Source organism: Shewanella sp. 1311, assembly GCF_059338235.1.
Map to the genome: position 1 here is coordinate 4435769 of NZ_CM181686.1, position 19037 is coordinate 4454805.

A 19037-nucleotide genomic window follows, 5' to 3' on the forward strand; every position below is an offset into this window, starting at 1 on the left:
TCGAGATCTCTCTGATACTAGTGTCATAGCTATTATTAAGAGCCTAAGCTCACCATTTTAATTGTTTAACATAACTTCGCTTGATTGCGAAATATTCAGTTTTTTGATTAAACCATCTTCATCATTATTTTGGATCTCGCCGACGGCAACTTGAATATTACGACTCAGTCCTAATTTTTGAGCGCTTTTAGGACGATTAGCAATATCTTCATCCGTTAGCGGATAGGATTCACTGGCATCGATATTAAATTGACTCGAATCTATTGCGGTAAATTTACCGCTGATAGGTGCGCCATGTTGTCTAACAATATTCGCTAATTGCCACTCAAAGCCACTTTTTGACTGTGCCGAATTAATCGCTGCAGGCCAATCCCAAACACCATAACCATTTATATCTTGATGAAGATATTGATCGACTAAGGCTTCTGGCCCATTAAGATTATTCGCATTCGCTCCGCCAAAGGTGTAAGGGAAGTTAGGTCTATTTGTCGGATGATTAATATGCGCATTACCTCCCCATTTTAAGAAGTTCTCATATTTTATATCGTACATCATATATAAACTTGAGGTGTATGGGACATCCGCTTTTTGTTTAAACAGAGTGATTGAGATATAACGTTTGCTGCGAGGCGGCATAATTGCTCGGTACTGTGCCTGACTAGAAATCGTTGTACTTTTACCGTCGGTTTCACTCCAACCTTGGCTGGCGGAAAATTCGGCACTGATTTCAGAACTCGCCCCACCTATTCCTGGAATACCCACTTCATATTTATTGGTTACGCCAATTTTCTCGGAGAAGGAGAAATTATCGGTTTTGGCCCAGCTAGTGGTGTAATCATAGTTTAGGGTGGCTACACCGGTATCTTCGGTATCGCCCCAGTTGTAAATCACTACTGGAGCGGTATAAATAGTTTCACGATCATAAACTTGAGGTGAACCTAACTTTAGGTTTTGAGGATTAGTCACGAAATGGATATTTTGTAAATTCACCTTCAAACGTTCATTCGCTCTGTAGCCGCTTGCATAAGGATCATTGCCGTTATAGCGGGCTTTAAGACTGTATTCGTTGCTCGATTCTCTTCTGACTTCGATGTCTTCACCAACATACTGGGATGCCGTACCGCCAGCCCATGCATATCCAAGATGGTGTCCCAAGGAGAATAACGAGCTGATAAACGAGGGATCGTTAATCGCATCATTTTTAAGCGAATCAAGATCAGGGGCAGCGTGTTCTACCATTGACAGTTTTGGAATAGTATTCGGAATAGCAGCTTCGGCCAACAAAGAAACAGTTCCAAGTGCGGTTAAACAGGATAAAGTTAATATACTCAGGCTAGATTTTGTTCTCATGATTGTTCCTTTATTTTAATAAAATATGTCCTTTCATTGAGAGCGCCGATGGCAATTATATGTAGTCCTAAATCATATAAATAATCATTACTGCTAGGCACATCTAAAAACTAGCACTTTTATTTTTATTAAACAAAGTAAAATTAGATTAATTTAAATGGCGTTTAATTTAAGTTAAAATTGTTAATTGCTTTAATTTTAAACGGTATTTTAAACTTTATATATAGTGTATTTACTTTAATTTTTAATGGGTGGATTTTTGTGCGTGGATTAATATTAATGGCATGGCGTATTTAATATTTATGCTGACTTTTTTATGAAATTTTTTAAATGGACTCTTTGTGCCGAGATTTATATCAATAGTTATACTGAGATAAATACTGTAATAGATACAGTAAATAACATGTTTGAGCGGAAGTATTTAGGGAATGAATAGTGTGAATATGGCTAGGTTAAGTATTTTTTCTTTGTGGTTTGAGTCTTTGTTATTGCAGACAAATCTCATCTCTCTCCATTATCGTCGATGTATGAAAGGCCGTTAAAGTCGCTACTGTTTTTGTAGAGCCATAAGGGCATAGAGACATGAAGATTGTGGAAGATAAAGATAATGTGAAAATGATTTTCTAAGAGACGACGTCTCAGATGGGATTAGGTTGTGTAAAAGAGTGGTAGAGGCGGTTAAGTGCTTGATGCAAGATCCAGTGCCGCTGCTGGGCACTGACTCTTTGTTTACTTAATGTTGTTTGCTTAATGGATAAAGAAAAACAGTCCCATACTCAACACTGTGGTCAGCAAGGTGTTACGGGTGACGAGCGCGAGTATCGTCGCGACCACGGCGCAGATGAGATAGCTGTTGTCTAAACTGAGATCGAGCTGGCCTTCTTGCACAAACACTATGGGCGCGAAGATAGCGGTCAGTACTGCAGGGGCTGAGTAACTTAAAAAAGTTTGGGTGACCTTACTTAATCGCAGCGGTAATTTAGGTTCGAGCAGTAAATGACGACTAATAAACACAACCGCTGCCATTGAGAAAATCATTAACCAAATCATGCTTTTTCTCCTGATGCTGTGTTTGTCTTAGTCCCAGTTTCTGCTTGGGTTTGTGTGCTTGCAAGCTCAGTTGCGGATTGTTCTGCGCGTTCCGCTTCCTTGGTTACTTTGGCGTAAAGTACGCCAGTTGTCATTCCGGCTATGGCTGCGATCAGTAATCCCGCTTGAATTTCAAACAAGGCGCATACCACAGCGAGAGTGAGCGAGACTAATACACAGACGAGAATCGACGGCTTTTTTACCGTGGGCACGACCAGTGCGATAAAGGTGGCTGCGATGGCGAAATCGAGCCCAAGTTCGCCTAAGTTCTCGATAGCATTGCCTGCGACTATGCCAAGCAAGGTCGCTATGTTCCAGCCGATATAAAAACTCAAGCCGCCGCCAAGGGCGTACCAGCGATCGAACTTATGCAACTTGCCTTGATTGGCGATGGCAAACAGTTCATCTGTGAGCAAAAAGCCCAATGTCAGGCGCCACTTTAATGGCAAGGGACTGATTTGACTGCGCATCGCCATCGCATATAACAGATGGCGCGAGGTGATGAGTAGCGTCGTAATTAAGATACTCCACAGACCAATACCGGCTTTGACCATGCCGAGCGCCACTAATTGAGCCGCGCCCGCGAAGATAATGGCTGACATGGCTTGGCTTTCAATGGGCGTGAGCCCAACCTCAATGGCGAAGGAGCCCGCTAAAATTCCCCAAGGAACTACTGCTATTGTTAGCGGCATCATGGCCAAGGTGCCTTTTAAAAAAGCCTTGGCTTTTGTGGGATGCGCGGGAGAAACATCAGATTCTATAAGCTTGTCGGTTGTCACTTTGGCTCCTAAAAATAGCGGCGACGCGAGGGTCGCTGTTAAACAATGAATGCTTGGATAAGGTTTGCTTGCTCTGTTATTACCGCTCAGTTACGACTGTTTAGTGACTATTTCTTAGAGACTAGTGTTTAGTCATGGCGGGCCTGTTATTAGCGGGCCTGTTATTAGGGATAGAAAGCAAGCATGAGCATGGCAGATTAACCTAAAGTGGTTGTTTAGGCTTGGATAATATTGCGGCCTATTTCTTTGGCAAATTGCCCCGGAGTTACGCCGACTGTCTTTTTAAAATGCCGATTCAAATGGCTTTGATCGTGAAAACCACAATCGAGAGCGACATCAAGCAGCCGTGTGCCTTGCTTGATTTTCCCCTTGGCCAGTCTGACTCTGGCCTGAATTTGGTAAGCGTGGGGCGGTAAGCCGTAATAACGCTGAAATTGCTTGAGTAAATAATAGGGGCTTAATCCCGCAAGCGTTGCCAGCTCTTCAAGGGAAATATCGGCTGCGGGATGATCGTCGATAAAGGATTTCACCAGGGCTAACGCAGGCTTAGCTATTGCCGTGAGGTTGTCGCTTGGACGATGCTTGCCATGGCGCGCCATCAACTGCGTCAAGCTTGAATAGACTAAGCTTTCGCGCAGTAAGCGATTATCCGATGTATCTAAGGTAGTAAAGGTGAGGCGCAGCAGTTCGGCTAATTCAGGATCGTACACTACGGGCTCAGGGAAATAAGGCGCACCGTTAATACCGGCAAACTGCGCAGGGACTGGATACATGGCGCGATAGGACCAGCCGCCCTCAGTGGCGCTACAGCCATTATGGACTTCATCAGCATTGACGAGAATAATGCTGTGTTTTGGCGCCACATGGTTGCCACCGGTGCGATAAAAACGCTGCGCACCCGTTTCAATCACGCCTACTGTGTAACCTTCGTGGGTATGCCGACTAAAATTTTGTTTATGGTAATGAGCATTGAGTAACTCGAGGCCACCTAATTCATCGGCAATCTGGTAGGCCGCATGTTCTGTGTTCATCAAGCCTCCTTTCTTGAATGGATGAATGGGCGGGTTATGCCTGATAGTAACCCAGAAATCCTCAGCGCTTTTGTACAAAATTGCGCATATTGGATTTTGTTTTGCGCTTAATGACTGTTTATTAATCACTATTGCTAATATTGGTCAGTTGATATTAGCCAGTTGATATATTTGTCTCTTGATATATTAGCCGCTCGAGATATTAGTCACTTGAGATATTAGTTACATAATATTTGAGGGCTCAGTCTTGCTTTCGACTGCTTTGCTTAGGCCGCCTGCTGTAATTGAGTCAGATCCGCGCCCGCGATGGCGTGTAGATGCTGAGTGATTTTCTCTATCGGCCAATCCCACCAAGCGATGGTCACGAGCTCATCTATCACATCTTGCTCGAACCTGAGCTTGATGACAGTGGCAGGATTACCGCCAACTACAGCGTAGGGCGGCACATCTTTTGTCACCACGGATTGACTGGCAACAATTGCGCCGTGGCCAATCTTTACTCCAGGCATGATAGTGGCGTTATAGCCAATCCACACGTCGTTACCGATACAGGTGTCGCCTTTATGGGGCAAATCGGTGGGATCTGGCATTACCTTTTCCCAGCCATTGCCGAAGATATAAAAGGGATAAGTCGAGAAGCCAGACACTTGATGATTGGCGCCATTCATAATGAATTTCACGTCTTTAGCAATGGCGCAGAATTTACCGATAATCAGTTTATCGCCAATAAAGTCAAAGTGATAAAGCACATTCGACTCGAATCTTTCAGGCCCCGCAGGATCGTCATAATAGGTATAATCGCCGACGATAATGTTCTCGCGGGTAATAAAGTTTTTAAGAAACCCAACCTGAGGGAAGCCTTTCATCGGCGCTTTGTCGTTGGGATTTGGGCCTAATTGGGCGTGGGTTGTTGTGTCAGGCATAACGGTCTCCATCGTTAAAGTACGTCTTAACTCGTGCATTCTTTTATGCGATTGATGTGCGAATTTGTGGTGCCTATTTGCGATGTTGATTGTGGTGCCTGTGGTGGTGTTGATAGCCGGATGAGTCGGACTAGTACTCGCCCGTCACCACAAGTGTATTTTCAATAGGTTCAACCACTAAGGCAAGCGTAGTTTTGTCTCGCATAAAGCCGACAGAGCAAATTGCAATCGCGCCGCTACCACAGGTTATTTCAGGGTAATCTTCTGTCATTGGCGTTTCATCTTCCGCTACGGGCGTTAACACCCAGCCTGCAGCCAATAAACTCGATTTCACCTCAGCGTATTTTTTGCCCCATAACGCGCTGGTGTCCTGTGCTTGAGCAAATAGAGGCAATGCGCCAAGGCTTAACATGATCAGTGGGAGAATTATCTTTCGCATGGAAAACATCTTAGTTCCTATGTGATTCCGGTTGGTCGCTTAGCGCTTGTGAGCGTGTTAACAGCAAATATTATTCATAGTTCCAATGCGCATTATCCCTATATGCATTAGTTGGGGAAATCATGGCTGTTCTTGTTTATTCGTTTTTCCCAATATTTTTCATACAGTATCTGTGTTGATATAAAAATAACAACGAACACCCCCGTATCAATAATAAATTTCAATGGATCCAAAGGGTCGCTAAAAATATCGTAGTGAAAATCGAAGTATTTGAATAATAATTTTGAGCCAATAAAAGCAAAGATAAAAGAGATAAAGAACTTCAATGGTTTTCCCTTAAAATATGTTGATAAATTAACCATTTTTTTTGGCGCGTTTGTACTCTTGTTGGGATTGATAAATTCCCAGAATGATCAGGCCAAATACGAAATAGAACATTTTTTGCGCTGAAAACTCGATTGTCAGCGTAGGATGTTCTAGGTGGCGGTATAGAATACTGTGAGAAATTACCTCTGTTATCGTCAGAATAAATGGATAGCTAATTAATGCGATAGACGATATTTTTGCGAATTTGTACGTTTGAGGTTGTTTAATGAATTTTGCAATAAATAGTAACCCAAATGATAGCGTCAGATTGCTTATCCATAAAATAGCCGCCGTAATTCGTACTTGAGTATGACTGGCTTTTTCCGCATCGGGATAAACCTCTAATATCTCCTGCAAGTAGCTTGCTGGGCTCACTAATCCCCAAACAGGGTAAAGGCATAGCAGCACGGCAGTGAGCATTAAAATATATCTGATAAACATCCTTTTTCTCCGACAGATTTTGCTTAGAAAGCTATACTTGTTATACGAATCATTACCTTAGCATTGTTTTTTACAAGTGGCGATGCTTTAGCTAAAACTAAATTATTGTGACAAAATCCTTGTTGTTGGATTGCATACTATTTTTTAGGCGCCAACAGCAGAATAGATAAGTAACAAAGATAGCGGGATGGAAAATAGACCAATTAAACGGAATTTATTGTTGAAGTATTGAGCAGACCATAGCGCAAACTTCCTATGTAACCTTGGATGCGTTAATGCTAAGCCCATTCCGACACAGAACAATACAATACCTATCGCAAAAATGGTCTGTGGAAACTGAGTATCGGTTGAGTAATGGGTAAAAATGAGACCCGCAATAATTCGGCTGATCACCTCAGCAATATGGAAGTAGGGCTGCTCGCTAAATGAAATAATCTCCTTAGAGAAAGACTCAGGCTTTACAGCCATCACTAGACTTAATAACAACATCATTAAACCAAAAGCAGCAATGAAGTACATAGTGATCCCTTGGTATTATTTTTCTAGTAAGTGACTTCATTCCAGTTCATATATTTTTCGTGTGCAAGTTGTAACATTGCCAGATCTTCTGCTGTGTCACCATAGGCGTAAATACGTTCATAGCTGTTTAAGTCGAAAGTATGTCTGACTTTTATTGCCTTTGTCTCACAACTGACATCACCTGTTGCATAATACCCCGATAAAATGCCATTTTTTACCTCTAACTCACTACTGATTAACGTTAATCCGAGCGGAGTACACCAGTGTTTTAAATAGACATCGAGTGACGCTGAAACAACTACGACGGTATCGCCATTTTCTAGGTGCCAGCGGATTTTGTTTAGCGCATGTGGCATGACATGTTTGGGGATCACTTTTTGGGCATAGGTAGCTGCCATAGTATTTAATTGCTGGTAATCACGACCACGAAAGGCAAGATAGCTAACAATCGGTCTTAGTTTTCGTGCTGGAAACCAGCCAATTCTGTACAGTGTGTAAAGCGGTAATAATAAACAGCCCGCGACGACAGTTCGTCTTTTAGAAGCCGTAAATCGTATAAATTTAGTGTACATATCCGCATCGGTTATTGTGCCGTCAAAATCAAATAATGCGAGATTCATGTATTTTTTGAGCCTGCTTTGAGATTAAGCGTAGGTGTTATCATTAATCATCTCTTTTCTTTAACTTCAAATGCTTACCTAGTTTAACTCATGCGCCGTGAGTCAGAAAAACGTTATCAGGTAGAACACAAGTTAGTCGAGTAACAGGATACACATGACTGAATGAATAAAGCATATTTATGTAAGTGACCGTTTGTGGCATGGATGCCACGGTCGAGCTTACAGGGATGTACTCGCAGCGAGTCACTGGAATGAATGTACTTTATTATTAACGTCTAAGTGGGGATACAGAGGCTTTTACATCATTCTTCGGTGATTAATGATCTCGCCGAATCGTTCAATCCTTCAGATTTCGGCGAATGATGGGATAGCCACAAATAGTATTGGGGCTATTCCATCATTCACAACTCGCTATTGGGCAACCATCGCCATGAGTGCGGGTAAAAACTCGTTATCTAATGCAGCGATTTCACTTTGTTCTACCAGCACTTGATTGAGGATGTCATGGCTGGTGAGGGGGTTAGCGAGTACTACACGGAATACCACGGTTGCTTGCCTAAAATAGCGGGCTGGCTGAATGCGGGTGCGGGAGACGAAGGATTTACCCTGTTCGCGTTGGTGCTTTTGAATAAACTGAGTGAGGCCATCGAGCAGCTCATTAAAGCGGGCGACTCTTATCGTGTCTGCTTGCTCACAGGCCAGCTGCATGGCGGCTTGGACGCAGGCGGGGACATAACGGTAAGTCAGCAGACACAGTTCTGGTTCAGTGACCAGCTCAAAATCCTCATGGGCTTTGATTTGCTCTGCAAAATAGCGCGCTTTCTCAAGGCTGTTGTTGATTAAGATTTCATACCCATCGCGGCCGATGATCTGCAAGCAAGCGTGCACTAACATCGCCATGCCAGGGCGTGAACCTTCGAGCGTTTGGCTGCCTAAGTCCTTTGAACCACGGCGCAAAATATATTCGGCGTGATGGGCAATGGCGTGGGCGAACTCAGGGTCTTTAAATAACACCATGCCCGCGCCCATAGGCACGTACATTTGTTTGTGGGCATCGATGGTAACTGAGTCTGCAAGTTCGATACCTGCAAGTAAGTGGCGGTATTTATTGGATAATAAACTTGCGCCGCCCCACGCTGCATCCACATGGAAATGGCAGTTTAACTCTTTTGCCAGCGCCGCTAATTCTGTCAGTGGATCGACATTACCCGTCTCTGTGGTGCCAGCTACGCCAACAATCGCCAACACTTTGATGTTTTTACGGGCAAGTTCAAGGGCGGCTTGGCGCATTTTCGCGACATCGACCTTGTTATCGCTGCCCGTGGGAATGCTGATGATATTGTCGCGGCCGATACCAAGCAGATCGACGGCTTTGCCCAGCGAATAGTGACCGCGCTCCGAGACTAAAATCGCTAAATCGTCATAGCCGTAGTGACGCAGTGCCTTGAGTAATCCTTCGCGGCTGACGCCTTTAAACTCGCCATCGGCCTTCAATAATTGGTTACGGGCAATCCACAGGGCCGTGATGTTGGCCACTGTGCCGCCGGAGCAAAATGCGCCGAGGGAATGATTGGCGCTGTGCATCCAGCTTTGATAAAAATCCGTATCTTGGGCGTAAATCAAATGGTGCATCATGCCGAGCACTTGGCGCTCAAGCGGCGTAAATGCCTTTGAGGTTTCGATTTTGACCAGATTTTGATTGAGCCCCACCATCATTTTTGACAGCGGTAACACAAAGTAGGGCAGTGCCGACGTCATGTGGCCGATAAAACTCGGTGCCGCTGTGTGTACCGAATGCGCCACCAAATTTTGCATGATTTCGTCGGTATAATCGGAGACGAAACGCGGCTGAGTTGGGATCTCAAAGGCTTGAAAATCAGTTTCAATTTCCGACAAAGGTCTTTCGAGCGCGGCGATACTGTCACCCAAAAAGCCTGCTAAGTCCTCGGAGAGCTTCTGCTCGATAATACTCAGCGTTGATCCTGCATCTTCCGGTGCAGTAAAAATGCGGAGCAGACTTTCTTCGGATGCTGTGGCTTGGCGAGGGAGTTTCTGGGTCATGGGGCTTGCCGTCTATTAATTTTTATAGTGAAACCGCAAATTGGCTCGAAGAGTATAACGGACCAGTGACTCTCAAAATGTTCAATCAGCGGAATACCAAAAAGGGAGCTCACTTTACTGCAAGGCCTTTTAGGCATCAAGCATTAAAATATCAAGCTCTCAAATATAGCGCTGGCACGGCGGTGGAGTAAAAATAAGGCGCCGTTTGGGCGCCTTTGCTCGATTTCCCCTTTGCCGACGGACTAGCAGGGTTTGCCTAACATGAGTACCGCGCCGATATTTCGGGCGGTATTGCAAAGGTTTAGCTTGGCATTGGCCAGCACATCATCGAGCGGACTTAAGTGCGGAATGATAGGGAAGATAGCCGCCATACCGTGACCCAGTATGGCATTGGCGTTGTCACCGAGGCAGCCCGCGATACCGATAGTGGGAATGCCCTGCAGTTGGGCTTGCTTTAACACGCCCATCGGGGTTTTTCCAAACACGGTTTGACCGTCGATACGGCCTTCACCTGTGATCACTAAATCGGCGCCACGGATTTTGTCAGCAAGGCCAACGGTTTTCATTACAATTTCAACACCGGGTTTAAGCTCTGCATTTAAAAAAGCCATCACGCCAAGACCCATGCCGCCCGCAGCGCCTGCACCCGCATGTTCTCGGTGATCTGTCATGCCACTTTGGGCAATCACATCTGCATAATGGGCGAGCGCCGTATCGAGCTGCTTAACCATCTCGGGTGTTGCACCTTTTTGCGGACCAAAAATCGCCGAGGCACCACGCTCGCCGCACAGCGGATTGTCAACATCGCAGGCGACTTCGAAGCTGCACTCACGTAACAGTGGATGAGCGTTCGAGACATCGATTTGGGCAAGGTTCGCTAGCGCCGCGCCGCCAGAAGGCAAGGTTTTACCTTGGCTATCGAGCAATAAAATGTCCAGCGCTTGGGCCATACCCGCGCCGCCATCGTTGGTGGCACTGCCGCCTAGTCCTAAAATGATGTGCTTTATCCCCCGATTAAGCGCATCACAAATCAGCTCGCCCGTGCCATAACTGGTGGTAATCAGCGGATTACGTTGCTCCCTTGGCACATGGTGCAGACCAGAGGCCGAGGCCATTTCAATCACGGCAATCGCGCCAGTATTTGGAACCGTTGCAGAGCCATGATTAGAGCGACTATCCAAGTCATTATTCGAGTCACTATTTGATAAATTACCAAGAATGCCATAGTGCGCTTGCACCCTATGCCCCAGTGGTCCCATGACCTCTAAGCTGACAATACTGCCGCCCGTGGCATCGACCATAGATTGCACTGTGCCTTCGCCGCCATCGGCAACGGGAATTTTGACTATGTCGCAGTCGGGGATCACTTGTCTTAAGCCTTGCTCGATGGCGTTGGCCACTTCGAGTGCGCTTAAGCTTTCTTTAAATGAGTCGGGGGCGATAACTATTTTCATTAAAAATCCTACAGCTAAAGGGACAAGCTTGAATCAAGGTTAAATCACTAATTACTAATCACTATCAGAGCAAGACTAAGCTCAGCACATACACAGTCAACATAGCGGTGACACCTTGAATAAGGGTTGCCATGGTTTGTGCTTTGTAAGCTTGTTTCACACTCATGCGGCTAAACTGGGTGACGACCCAGAAGAAGCTGTCATTAGCGTGGGAAACCGTCATCGCACCGGCACCAATTGCCATCACCGTCAATACGCGGCCCATATCGCTGCCAAGGCCGATATCACCCAGCATAGGCGCAACCAGTGCTGAAGTTGCGACTAACGCCACTGTCGATGAACCCTGCGCCGATTTAAGCGCTGCGGCGACGATAAAGGGCATAAAGATACCGATACCGAGAGCCGACAGTGATGTGCCTAAAAAGTCACCGATAGGCGTGGCTTTCAAGACAGCACCAAAGGCACCGCCTGCACCTGTGATTAAAATAATCGGCGCGGCTGTGACTAACCCTTGGCTGATGCGCTCGCTAAATTCACTGATCTTATTCTCACCTTTTAATAAAGATAGGGATAAGAATAGGCCAATCATCAGAGCGTTAACGGGCTGACCGAGGAACACTAGTACGTCAAATAACCCTGCTTTACCTAAAGGCGCTGAAGGGAAGTTAGCGATAGAACCTAAACAAATTAATACGATAGGCACAAAAATCGGTGCGAAGGCTTTTAATGGGCTGGGCAGGGTGCCATAGCTTTTTTTCAGGGTTTCATAGTCACTCGCTTCCGCTTTAAGCTCCTGCGCACCTTCACCATCTGGTTCAACATCGGCAAAACGGTTCGCCCATAACATGCCCGCTAATGCGGCAACGGCGGCCACAAAAAGACCCACGCCAATCACTAAGCCTAAGTTCGACTCTAAGCCTAAGTTACCCGCAGCGGCGATAGGACCCGGCGTTGGTGGTACAAAGGTGTGAGTGGCATACAGACCCGTGGCTAAGGCAACGCTCATGGAGACGCTAGAGACCTTCATGCGGTTCGCCATCGATTGTTTTAGCGAGTTCAAGATCACAAAGCCCGAATCACAAAAGACTGGAATAGACACTAGGTAGCCGATGACCGACATAGTTAATGTCGGGAAGCGTTTACCTAATACCTTGATCACCACATCCGCCATGGTAATGGCGGCGCCGCTCTTTTCCAGAATAATACCTATGATAGTCCCCAAGACGATCACAAGGCCGATATAACCTAAGATACCGCCAAAACCTGTGGTGATGGTTTTAGCGATTTCTCCGCTCGGTAAGCCATAGGCGAACGCCGCGATAAAGGCGGCTAGAATTAAGGTTAAAAAGGGGTGGAGTTTAAATTTTGAGGTCGCGATAACAATAAATGCAATCACGCCGATAAGAATAAGCACTAAGTTCATATTATGTCCCGTTCAGTTCTTGGCTGAAGTTTTTGAGTAAGTTTTTTGACTTATATTGTAGGGCGCAGTGCTTATTTGGGCCTGAGTCCATATGAGGGCTGCTTTAAGGTTATCCTATTTTAAGATCATCCTATTATTGTGCAGGCATGCTTGAATAGCTTTGGCTAAATCCACGGAATTACCGCGTTATGTTTCGCCATTTTTGTGCTCATGCACAAAAAAGCTTGGGTGAATTCGAATGTAAGAGGAGGCGTTTTGTCGATAAGGGGGGGCTTGTCGGTAAGGATTGGCAAATAGGGCTATTTGCCAACCTTAAATAGGAGGAACTTGGCTTAACTCGTCGTTTTATTGGCGACGAATAAAAGATTCGACATAGGCAGCGGTGCGGGCATTGAGTATAGGATCGGCAGACGCGGCAATGCCCTTAGGTAATAACAGCGGGTTGAAAATGCCTTTATCGCACTGTTGCACTTGGGGATCGCTATCTCGCTCACCGTTAATCACCACTTGGCCGACCAACAAGCGCTGGCGAGTCTCAGGCCAAATCACGGTAGGGTCATTAATTTCATCGCCCGTTTCAGCCAGTTGAATATAGAGATTCCATTGTGCTGGCTGGGTTTTAATGCGCTCGAGTAATTCCGCCTTTAAAAAATCGTCACCCAGATTAGCAAGCTCGCTGGCTGACAGTGCTGCCGTACCTGCGACAGGTTCAAAAATCCACTTACCCGCAACCGTTTCACCTTGCTGAGTGCCACCTTTTTGGGTGCTAAACAGGAAACTATTCACGCCGTAGTAGCGGCTGTTGGCAAAACTTGGGCTAGGAGGCAGCTGTTTGACATAGTCGAAAAAGGCTTTAGCGCTGGGTTGATTGTCGATAAGCCACTGTTTACCTTCCGCGCCTTGTTTTACTTTGGTCTGAAAGGTAAAAAAGTCTTCTAGATTACTGGCGAAGAAAACGGGGACGTTAGTGGTGACAAAGTTAAGGTTTTCTTTATCGCCATCTATTTTGAGTGACATAAAGCGCCCAGCGGTTTTATCGGAGATCTGTGGATTCGTGCCACCAAGGGAAAAACGGGCAGTGACTTTAATGGCATCTTGATTAAAAAACGGAATCGCCAGTGTTTGTTGTAATTGCGGATCCGGTTTAAAACTGCCTGAGGTGCAAAATCCTTTGGTGTGATTACGCAGTTTAACCTTTTTACCCGCCTCGCGACTTGCCGCATCGGGCGTGCCATTGACGGCATCAACCAGCTCTGGAATGGTTTTTTCGGCGGCGACTAATGTCTGTGAAGTTAGCGCTAAGCCTGTGATGAGGCAGGCTTTGGCGAGTAAAGTCAGTTTGAATGGGGTCATTGCAATTCCTTTCAATGGTCTGGGTCGAGCGTTCGACATGTCGACGCGAGATTGTTATTAGAAACTATAGGAAAGGGGATACGGTATAAATCTTTCAATCGATCTGTTAATAAATGCTTTATTGACTCAATGACGTAGGAAATAACACCCGTTATCTTGGGGTTGCCGAAGTATCAAGCAGTTGTCCAAGATACAAACTCAATAATCCATGCAGGGATTGGATATCGGCTTGGGTGATTTGCTGAATTTTATCGAGGCGATATCTAAGTGTGTTGCGGTGTATAAACAGCGCATTCGCACATTGCTGCGCATCACCAAAGTGGGTGATATAGGCGGCTAAGGTTTTGCGTAACTGGCCGTTTTTATCGGCCTTGGCGAGTTGCTGATAGGGTGACGCTAGTGCCTGACCGCGCCAGTCATGTTTAAGTCCCGCTAGTAGTACTTGCAGGGAATAATCTTCGAACAGGTATTTATTGCCCTCAGCATTGCGCTGTTTACCTAGGGCTAAGGTTTCCTGCGCGGTTTGATAGGAGCGCGCTATACCGCCTTTTTCAGGGAAAAAATGACCCAAGGCAATTTTAAAGTTTAAATCCATTTGGGCGGGTAAGCGTTGTAACAGCTTGTCGATGCGTTGATTTTCAAGCTCAGGATCCCATTGTCTACCATCTAAAAAAGCGGGCTTTAGGATCACCAATTGCGACATTGAGGTCATGGCAATCAAGTTGCCTCGGTCAGGGTATTGCAATAGATGCAGCACTTGCTTGAGGGTTTCACTGACTCTGGGGCTGCGTTCATCGGCGGACTGAGCGGAAGCTTCTGCTAAGTACAAGGCCGATGAGTTGGCGTCAGTCTTTAAATGTTGTTTTTGGGTGTGCTTCTCGCTGATCTCAATAATGGCCGCGACCCGTGGCAGGCTGATATCAATTTCTAACTGTTTTGCCCAGCGGTGCAACTGCTCATCATCGTCGGTTTCAGCTTTGATCAGCTGCAAAATAAACTCTTCGCGCTGGCGATTCTCCCACTGCAATTTATCCTGCAGGTTGGCTTGTTCGACAATCATTTCGGCGGTCATTTTGAGTAATTCACCGTAATGGGTAAGCTCAGTAGGATCGCCAGTAATGCCGACAACACCAATGATTTGTCCTTGATAATGCAAGGGTAAATTGATGCCAGGTTTAACGCCATGCAGCCCAGAGGCCACTTCTTGGCTTATCTCCACATTGCGATTTTGGGCAATCGCCAGCAGCGCGCCTTCGTGGGTTGAACCAATACGTTTAGGATCGCCTGAGCTTAAAATAACTCCTTGGCCGTTCATCACATTGATATTGTGGCCAATGATTTTCATTGTACGACTCACAATTTGTTTAGCGATGGCAGAATCAAGCAGATACATATAAGTGCCTAGTGTGATTGAAGGTTTAACAGGGATGCAATACGCATTCTTAATCTGGGTAGCATATCGCGTTCAAACTCAGGATGCTGCTTAAGCCAGAGATTATTGCGTGGGCTCGGGTGCGGTAAGACAAAATATTTAGGCCAATATTGCTGCCACTGCGCGCACGCTTGGGTCACTGTGATGGGTTTCAGTTTGGGGATAGGTTTTGCTTTGGCGCTGGACGATACATTTATGTGGGTTGTTTGAGGCTCGGTGAGCGGTGAACTGGGGTTTACGGCCACGGACGATTCACGCGGGAGATGATAATCGATGGCATATTGGCCGAGGATCACGATTAGCTCAATTTGTGGCATTAACGCAAGTAAGGCTTGATGCCAAGTGGCGGCGCATTCGGGGCGCGGTGGTTTATCACCCTGCTTTTTACCGTTTTTCTCGATACTGCCCGGAAAACAAAATCCCATAGGGATAATGGCAAAAAGGGCAGGATCGTAAAATTGCTCACGGGTGACATTCAACCAAGTGCACAGCCGTTCACCGCTGGCATCGTCAAATGGGATGCCTTTATGGTGCGTTTTCACGCCCGGAGCTTGGCCGGCAATCAAAATCCGCGCTTGGCTACTGGCCTGCAATATCGGTTTGGCCGCTAAGGGCAAATCAGCCTGACATAAAGTACAGGCGTTAATTTTTGTCAGCAGCGCTGTCATTGATGCAGAACTGGGCGGAGATACTGTTTCGCTTAGCGGCGATGACGCCTGCGCGTTAGTGCAATGTTTTTTAGTCAAAATTTTTCTTAGTCAGTGGTCAGTGCCCGTGGTTAATGGTAAATGTTATCGCTCATTCATCGTTGCTTATTCATGGTCGCTCATCCATTTTCAATCAGGATTGGAACATCATCGCCGTTTGATACAGCCAGTAGCCAAAAAGACCGTAGCCAAATAGCAAGCTTATATAACTTAATAGTTTAGGCACTCGACTTGGGCTTGAAGCCAAACAGATATGGGCCAGCACAATGGTAAAGAAGGCTAATGGGGCAATCACATAGCTCAAGGCGAGGATAAACAATGCACCTAGGCTGATGATCCAATCGGCATTGCGATTGCTGGACTTATCGATTTGGCACAATTGTAGCGGCAATAATATCAGTCCAATCCCCACACAAATAATGCCTAAGTTCAGGGCGAAATCACTCCAACCTCTGTGATCATAAATGGCTAACGCGACGGCAATCAGCGGTACGATTAAGGCGCTTAATACATGGCGTTTGGCAAAGGCGGCGCTGCGATACTTACCCGCAAAAAAGAACAAACCCTGCAAAAATAAATTGATCAAGGTAAAACCGCCGAGGCCGAGAATGATAAACAGGCTGGCGGTGCCGCCCGAGGGGTCGAACGCCAAGGCGGGCAAGGGCAATAGACTCAGTCCCAGTAGGGCAGGAAGCGATGAAAACCACTTAGATTGGCAGAGGGGAGAATAAATACGCATGGGCTCAGAGGATTAACCAAAAGATTGAATTAAGATCCGCTAAAGTGAGCTAAAACTCAAGGAATAAGGTTTTTATGGGCGGACTTTTGCGCCAGAGTCTGATCTTATTCAAGATTTTTACTTTTATCTGGGCAGATGTAATGACTTTGCATCTGACTGCTGCGGTTAAACAAAAGCCCGCAAGATGCGGGCTTTTGAATTGTCTATCATTGAAGATTAGATCTTGTAGCTCATGCTTAACATGATCATCTGCGCTGTGTAGTCATGGCTATTATCACCAAAACCTACGACGTTCCAGATCCCATTGACGGCGATATCATTGGCAGCGTCATTGTCCTTATAGTTCTCAATTTTATAATCGAAGCGCAGCGCCATTTTCTCGGTGGCTTGATATTGAGCGTATAAGTTAATGTTGTGTACTTTGGCAAAATAATCGCCGTAGTCGCCTGTGATACCTTGTCTAACTTGGGTGTTACTGTTGGAGTCTGAATAGGTGTAATCCAGTCCCATGCGTAACTTGTTCTCAAGTAAGTTGTTGTAGCTAATGCCAGCGCCGACAACATCGACTTTATCTTCAATGAATCCTGTCCAGGTTGGGGTGCTGTAGTTGCTGCTTCCCGCTTGTTCAGATTCAATGATTTGATAGTTATAGAAGGCGTTCGCCAGTAAGTCATCGGTGATCATGTAGCTGATGTTGGCATCATAACTGGTGTCTTTTGACTCAGTTAAACCGATGACAGTATCTGTGTAGTCATCTAATGCGTAACGGGCACCGAAATCTATGGTCAGGCTTTCGATAGGCGAGTGAGTGACTCGTGCTTCCACTTGGGTTCTGTCACGGTTCGCCAGATTGTACTTACGCAACAGGCTGTTGGTTTCAGACGATGTCCATTCAGAGGCTTGATATTCAGAGCCGTCACGTTGACCGTAACTGCCCTTAACCCACATATCCCAAGTCTCGAAGCTGTTGACTCTGAAACGCGCCCAAACCGTGTTCTCATCCGTGGTTTCACGGTCTTGATAATTACGTTCGTCACGTCTGAAGTCATAGCCGCCATCGAGTTTCATACCGCGGGTAATACGATAATCTGCCGCCACTTTGAAACGTTGGCTAGTGTTATCGTAAGGGGTGTTATAGGCCACCTTACCGTTGACATTGTTGATGCTGACTTGGGTCCACTCTTCAATCTGCGTATTGTTATCGCGGTCGTTATAGTCGTAGCTACCACTTAAGCGCAGTGAGTTGGTGACTTTGCTGACCACTTTTAAGTTCAAACCGATAAGGTCGACCTTGGCATCAAGGGCTTCAGTTGGCACTTGATAACCATAACCTGAAGTCACTAACGCTTGGTCTTGACTCATTTGTCCGGTAAGCAAGCGAGCCGATAGCACATTGGTACTGTCGTTGTATTGGCCCATTAACGATACAGTGTGTGACTGATTGTCTGGATCAAGGGCGATAGTGCCAGAGGTTTGCGCGCCAAAGGTTGGATTAAACGCACTGTCAAAATTTAACTGGTTGTACTCGTTCTTAAAAATCGAGCCATTGTAGTTAAGTGCGGTGAACCAGTTGTCGCCTTTAAGCTTGATACCTGCTTCAATGGAGTCAGTAGTGTAATCGACAGGCTCGGCTAACATCATAGATTGGTTAAAGAATCCACCTGATGCTTTTTTCAAGCCGGTTTTTTCTTCACGCATGTAGCTCACATGTGTGCTCCACAGCGATTCACCTTGATAATCAAAACCTAGCCCTGTGCGCTCACGTTTGAGCGACAGTTCTAAGGAGTTCAGGTTGTCCATCAGTAATGGCATTTGGCTGCTTGAACCCGCCGTCACCCAGTTGTCTGGCAGCGTTAAATTATCGCTGCCCACACCCGAGTAAGGCGTTAAGGCACTGTTGCTGTTGTAAGTAGCAATCTGGCGATAGTTCACATTGACATTGTACTGGCCTTGTTTGCCGGCATTCACCTCTAAGCGGCCGCCATCCATGCCCAGTTGATAGGCTTCAACGCTGGCACGATAGCCTTTTTCACCGCGAAAGGTGACATCAGCATCCAATTTTCCTGAGACTTCGTTTGACGTCCCAAAGGCATTCGCCGAGCGAATGTCTTCTTCGCTGTTATAACCTACGCCGACACCCACAGTACCCGATGTGCCCGTTTCAAGGACGCAGCCTTTACAGCTCCATGCGGACATTTTGACTTTTTCGGTATTGGCATTGGCCAAGCCATACCCATCGGCCGCTATCGCAAAACCTGTGTTTGCCAGTAACGCAAGAGTGATCAAATTGAGTTTAAATTTCATTTTCTCG

General features: G+C 46.0%; 17 protein-coding genes. All 17 read right to left on the minus strand.

Annotation, left to right across the window (positions count from 1 at the left end; translation table 11 throughout):
• Nucleotides 1–57 precede the first annotated feature (57 nt).
• The gene (locus AC5YB3_RS19460) at nucleotides 58–1350 is read right to left on the minus strand and encodes an aerolysin family beta-barrel pore-forming toxin (protein ID WP_259523653.1); all 1293 of its coding nucleotides are present in this window, start codon (nucleotides 1348–1350) and stop codon (nucleotides 58–60) included.
• Nucleotides 1351–2097: 747 nt separating this feature from the next.
• A complete protein-coding gene (locus AC5YB3_RS19465) occupies nucleotides 2098–2400 on the minus strand; it encodes an AzlD domain-containing protein (protein ID WP_006081091.1) in 303 nt (100 codons plus the stop codon).
• The gene (locus AC5YB3_RS19470) at nucleotides 2397–3218 is read right to left on the minus strand and encodes an AzlC family ABC transporter permease (protein WP_011846435.1); all 822 of its coding nucleotides are present in this window, start codon (nucleotides 3216–3218) and stop codon (nucleotides 2397–2399) included. The genes AC5YB3_RS19465 and AC5YB3_RS19470 overlap by 4 nt, the downstream gene beginning before the upstream one ends.
• Nucleotides 3219–3433: 215 nt before the next feature.
• Nucleotides 3434–4249: a helix-turn-helix transcriptional regulator gene (locus tag AC5YB3_RS19475; protein WP_012588055.1), complete on the minus strand. Its 816-nt coding sequence runs from the start codon at nucleotides 4247–4249 to the stop codon at nucleotides 3434–3436.
• A 266-nt stretch (nucleotides 4250–4515) separates the two neighbouring features.
• The gene (locus AC5YB3_RS19480) at nucleotides 4516–5172 is read right to left on the minus strand and encodes a Vat family streptogramin A O-acetyltransferase (RefSeq protein ID WP_494525981.1); all 657 of its coding nucleotides are present in this window, start codon (nucleotides 5170–5172) and stop codon (nucleotides 4516–4518) included.
• A gap of 130 nt (nucleotides 5173–5302) precedes the next feature.
• A complete protein-coding gene (locus AC5YB3_RS19485; protein WP_494525982.1) occupies nucleotides 5303–5620 on the minus strand; it encodes a hypothetical protein in 318 nt (105 codons plus the stop codon).
• A gap of 345 nt (nucleotides 5621–5965) precedes the next feature.
• On the minus strand, nucleotides 5966–6418 hold the full coding sequence (locus AC5YB3_RS19490) for a hypothetical protein (protein WP_259483157.1): 453 nt from the start codon (nucleotides 6416–6418) through the stop codon (nucleotides 5966–5968).
• A 144-nt stretch (nucleotides 6419–6562) separates the two neighbouring features.
• Nucleotides 6563–6937, minus strand: a complete 375-nt coding sequence (locus AC5YB3_RS19495; RefSeq protein ID WP_259507650.1) for a hypothetical protein — start codon at nucleotides 6935–6937, stop codon at nucleotides 6563–6565.
• Between the two features lie 23 nt (nucleotides 6938–6960).
• Nucleotides 6961–7557 carry an HAD-IB family hydrolase gene (locus AC5YB3_RS19500; RefSeq protein ID WP_259483155.1) on the minus strand — a complete coding sequence of 199 codons (597 nt, stop codon included), beginning with the start codon at nucleotides 7555–7557 and terminating at the stop codon, nucleotides 6961–6963.
• A gap of 411 nt (nucleotides 7558–7968) precedes the next feature.
• Entirely contained in the window at nucleotides 7969–9618 is a 1650-nt protein-coding gene (gene panP / locus AC5YB3_RS19505) for a pyridoxal-dependent aspartate 1-decarboxylase PanP (protein WP_494525983.1), read from the minus strand.
• Nucleotides 9619–9860: 242 nt separating this feature from the next.
• Nucleotides 9861–11072, minus strand: coding sequence for a glycerate kinase (locus tag AC5YB3_RS19510; protein ID WP_259584931.1), 1212 nt, complete (start codon nucleotides 11070–11072; stop codon nucleotides 9861–9863).
• A 64-nt stretch (nucleotides 11073–11136) separates the two neighbouring features.
• On the minus strand, nucleotides 11137–12495 hold the full coding sequence (locus AC5YB3_RS19515; protein ID WP_107402194.1) for a GntP family permease: 1359 nt from the start codon (nucleotides 12493–12495) through the stop codon (nucleotides 11137–11139).
• A gap of 345 nt (nucleotides 12496–12840) precedes the next feature.
• Nucleotides 12841–13848, minus strand: a complete 1008-nt coding sequence (locus AC5YB3_RS19520) for a catalase family peroxidase (protein WP_494525984.1) — start codon at nucleotides 13846–13848, stop codon at nucleotides 12841–12843.
• Between the two features lie 151 nt (nucleotides 13849–13999).
• Complete coding sequence (locus AC5YB3_RS19525; RefSeq protein ID WP_494525985.1) at nucleotides 14000–15241, minus strand: sugar diacid recognition domain-containing protein; 1242 nt, start codon at nucleotides 15239–15241, stop codon at nucleotides 14000–14002.
• A gap of 8 nt (nucleotides 15242–15249) precedes the next feature.
• A complete protein-coding gene (locus AC5YB3_RS19530) occupies nucleotides 15250–15948 on the minus strand; it encodes a uracil-DNA glycosylase family protein (protein WP_494527201.1) in 699 nt (232 codons plus the stop codon).
• A gap of 172 nt (nucleotides 15949–16120) precedes the next feature.
• The gene (locus AC5YB3_RS19535; protein WP_494525986.1) at nucleotides 16121–16726 is read right to left on the minus strand and encodes a hypothetical protein; all 606 of its coding nucleotides are present in this window, start codon (nucleotides 16724–16726) and stop codon (nucleotides 16121–16123) included.
• Nucleotides 16727–16942: 216 nt separating this feature from the next.
• Entirely contained in the window at nucleotides 16943–19030 is a 2088-nt protein-coding gene (locus AC5YB3_RS19540; protein ID WP_494525987.1) for an MtrB/PioB family decaheme-associated outer membrane protein, read from the minus strand.
• Nucleotides 19031–19037 lie beyond the last annotated feature (7 nt).

Coding starts and splice junctions, on each gene's coding strand:
- AC5YB3_RS19530 (WP_494527201.1), bottom strand. CDS start 15,948: ATGACAGCGCTGCTGACAAAAATTAACGCCTGTACTTTATGTCAGGCT.
- AC5YB3_RS19475 (WP_012588055.1), bottom strand. CDS start 4,249: ATGAACACAGAACATGCGGCCTACCAGATTGCCGATGAATTAGGTGGC.
- AC5YB3_RS19510 (WP_259584931.1), bottom strand. CDS start 11,072: ATGAAAATAGTTATCGCCCCCGACTCATTTAAAGAAAGCTTAAGCGCA.
- AC5YB3_RS19540 (WP_494525987.1), bottom strand. CDS start 19,030: ATGAAATTTAAACTCAATTTGATCACTCTTGCGTTACTGGCAAACACA.
- AC5YB3_RS19485 (WP_494525982.1), bottom strand. CDS start 5,620: ATGTTTTCCATGCGAAAGATAATTCTCCCACTGATCATGTTAAGCCTT.
- panP (WP_494525983.1), bottom strand. CDS start 9,618: ATGACCCAGAAACTCCCTCGCCAAGCCACAGCATCCGAAGAAAGTCTG.
- AC5YB3_RS19500 (WP_259483155.1), bottom strand. CDS start 7,557: ATGAATCTCGCATTATTTGATTTTGACGGCACAATAACCGATGCGGAT.
- AC5YB3_RS19490 (WP_259483157.1), bottom strand. CDS start 6,418: ATGTTTATCAGATATATTTTAATGCTCACTGCCGTGCTGCTATGCCTT.
- AC5YB3_RS19460 (WP_259523653.1), bottom strand. CDS start 1,350: ATGAGAACAAAATCTAGCCTGAGTATATTAACTTTATCCTGTTTAACC.
- AC5YB3_RS19535 (WP_494525986.1), bottom strand. CDS start 16,726: ATGCGTATTTATTCTCCCCTCTGCCAATCTAAGTGGTTTTCATCGCTT.
- AC5YB3_RS19520 (WP_494525984.1), bottom strand. CDS start 13,848: ATGACCCCATTCAAACTGACTTTACTCGCCAAAGCCTGCCTCATCACA.
- AC5YB3_RS19525 (WP_494525985.1), bottom strand. CDS start 15,241: ATGTATCTGCTTGATTCTGCCATCGCTAAACAAATTGTGAGTCGTACA.
- AC5YB3_RS19480 (WP_494525981.1), bottom strand. CDS start 5,172: ATGCCTGACACAACAACCCACGCCCAATTAGGCCCAAATCCCAACGAC.
- AC5YB3_RS19515 (WP_107402194.1), bottom strand. CDS start 12,495: ATGAACTTAGTGCTTATTCTTATCGGCGTGATTGCATTTATTGTTATC.
- AC5YB3_RS19495 (WP_259507650.1), bottom strand. CDS start 6,937: ATGTACTTCATTGCTGCTTTTGGTTTAATGATGTTGTTATTAAGTCTA.
- AC5YB3_RS19465 (WP_006081091.1), bottom strand. CDS start 2,400: ATGATTTGGTTAATGATTTTCTCAATGGCAGCGGTTGTGTTTATTAGT.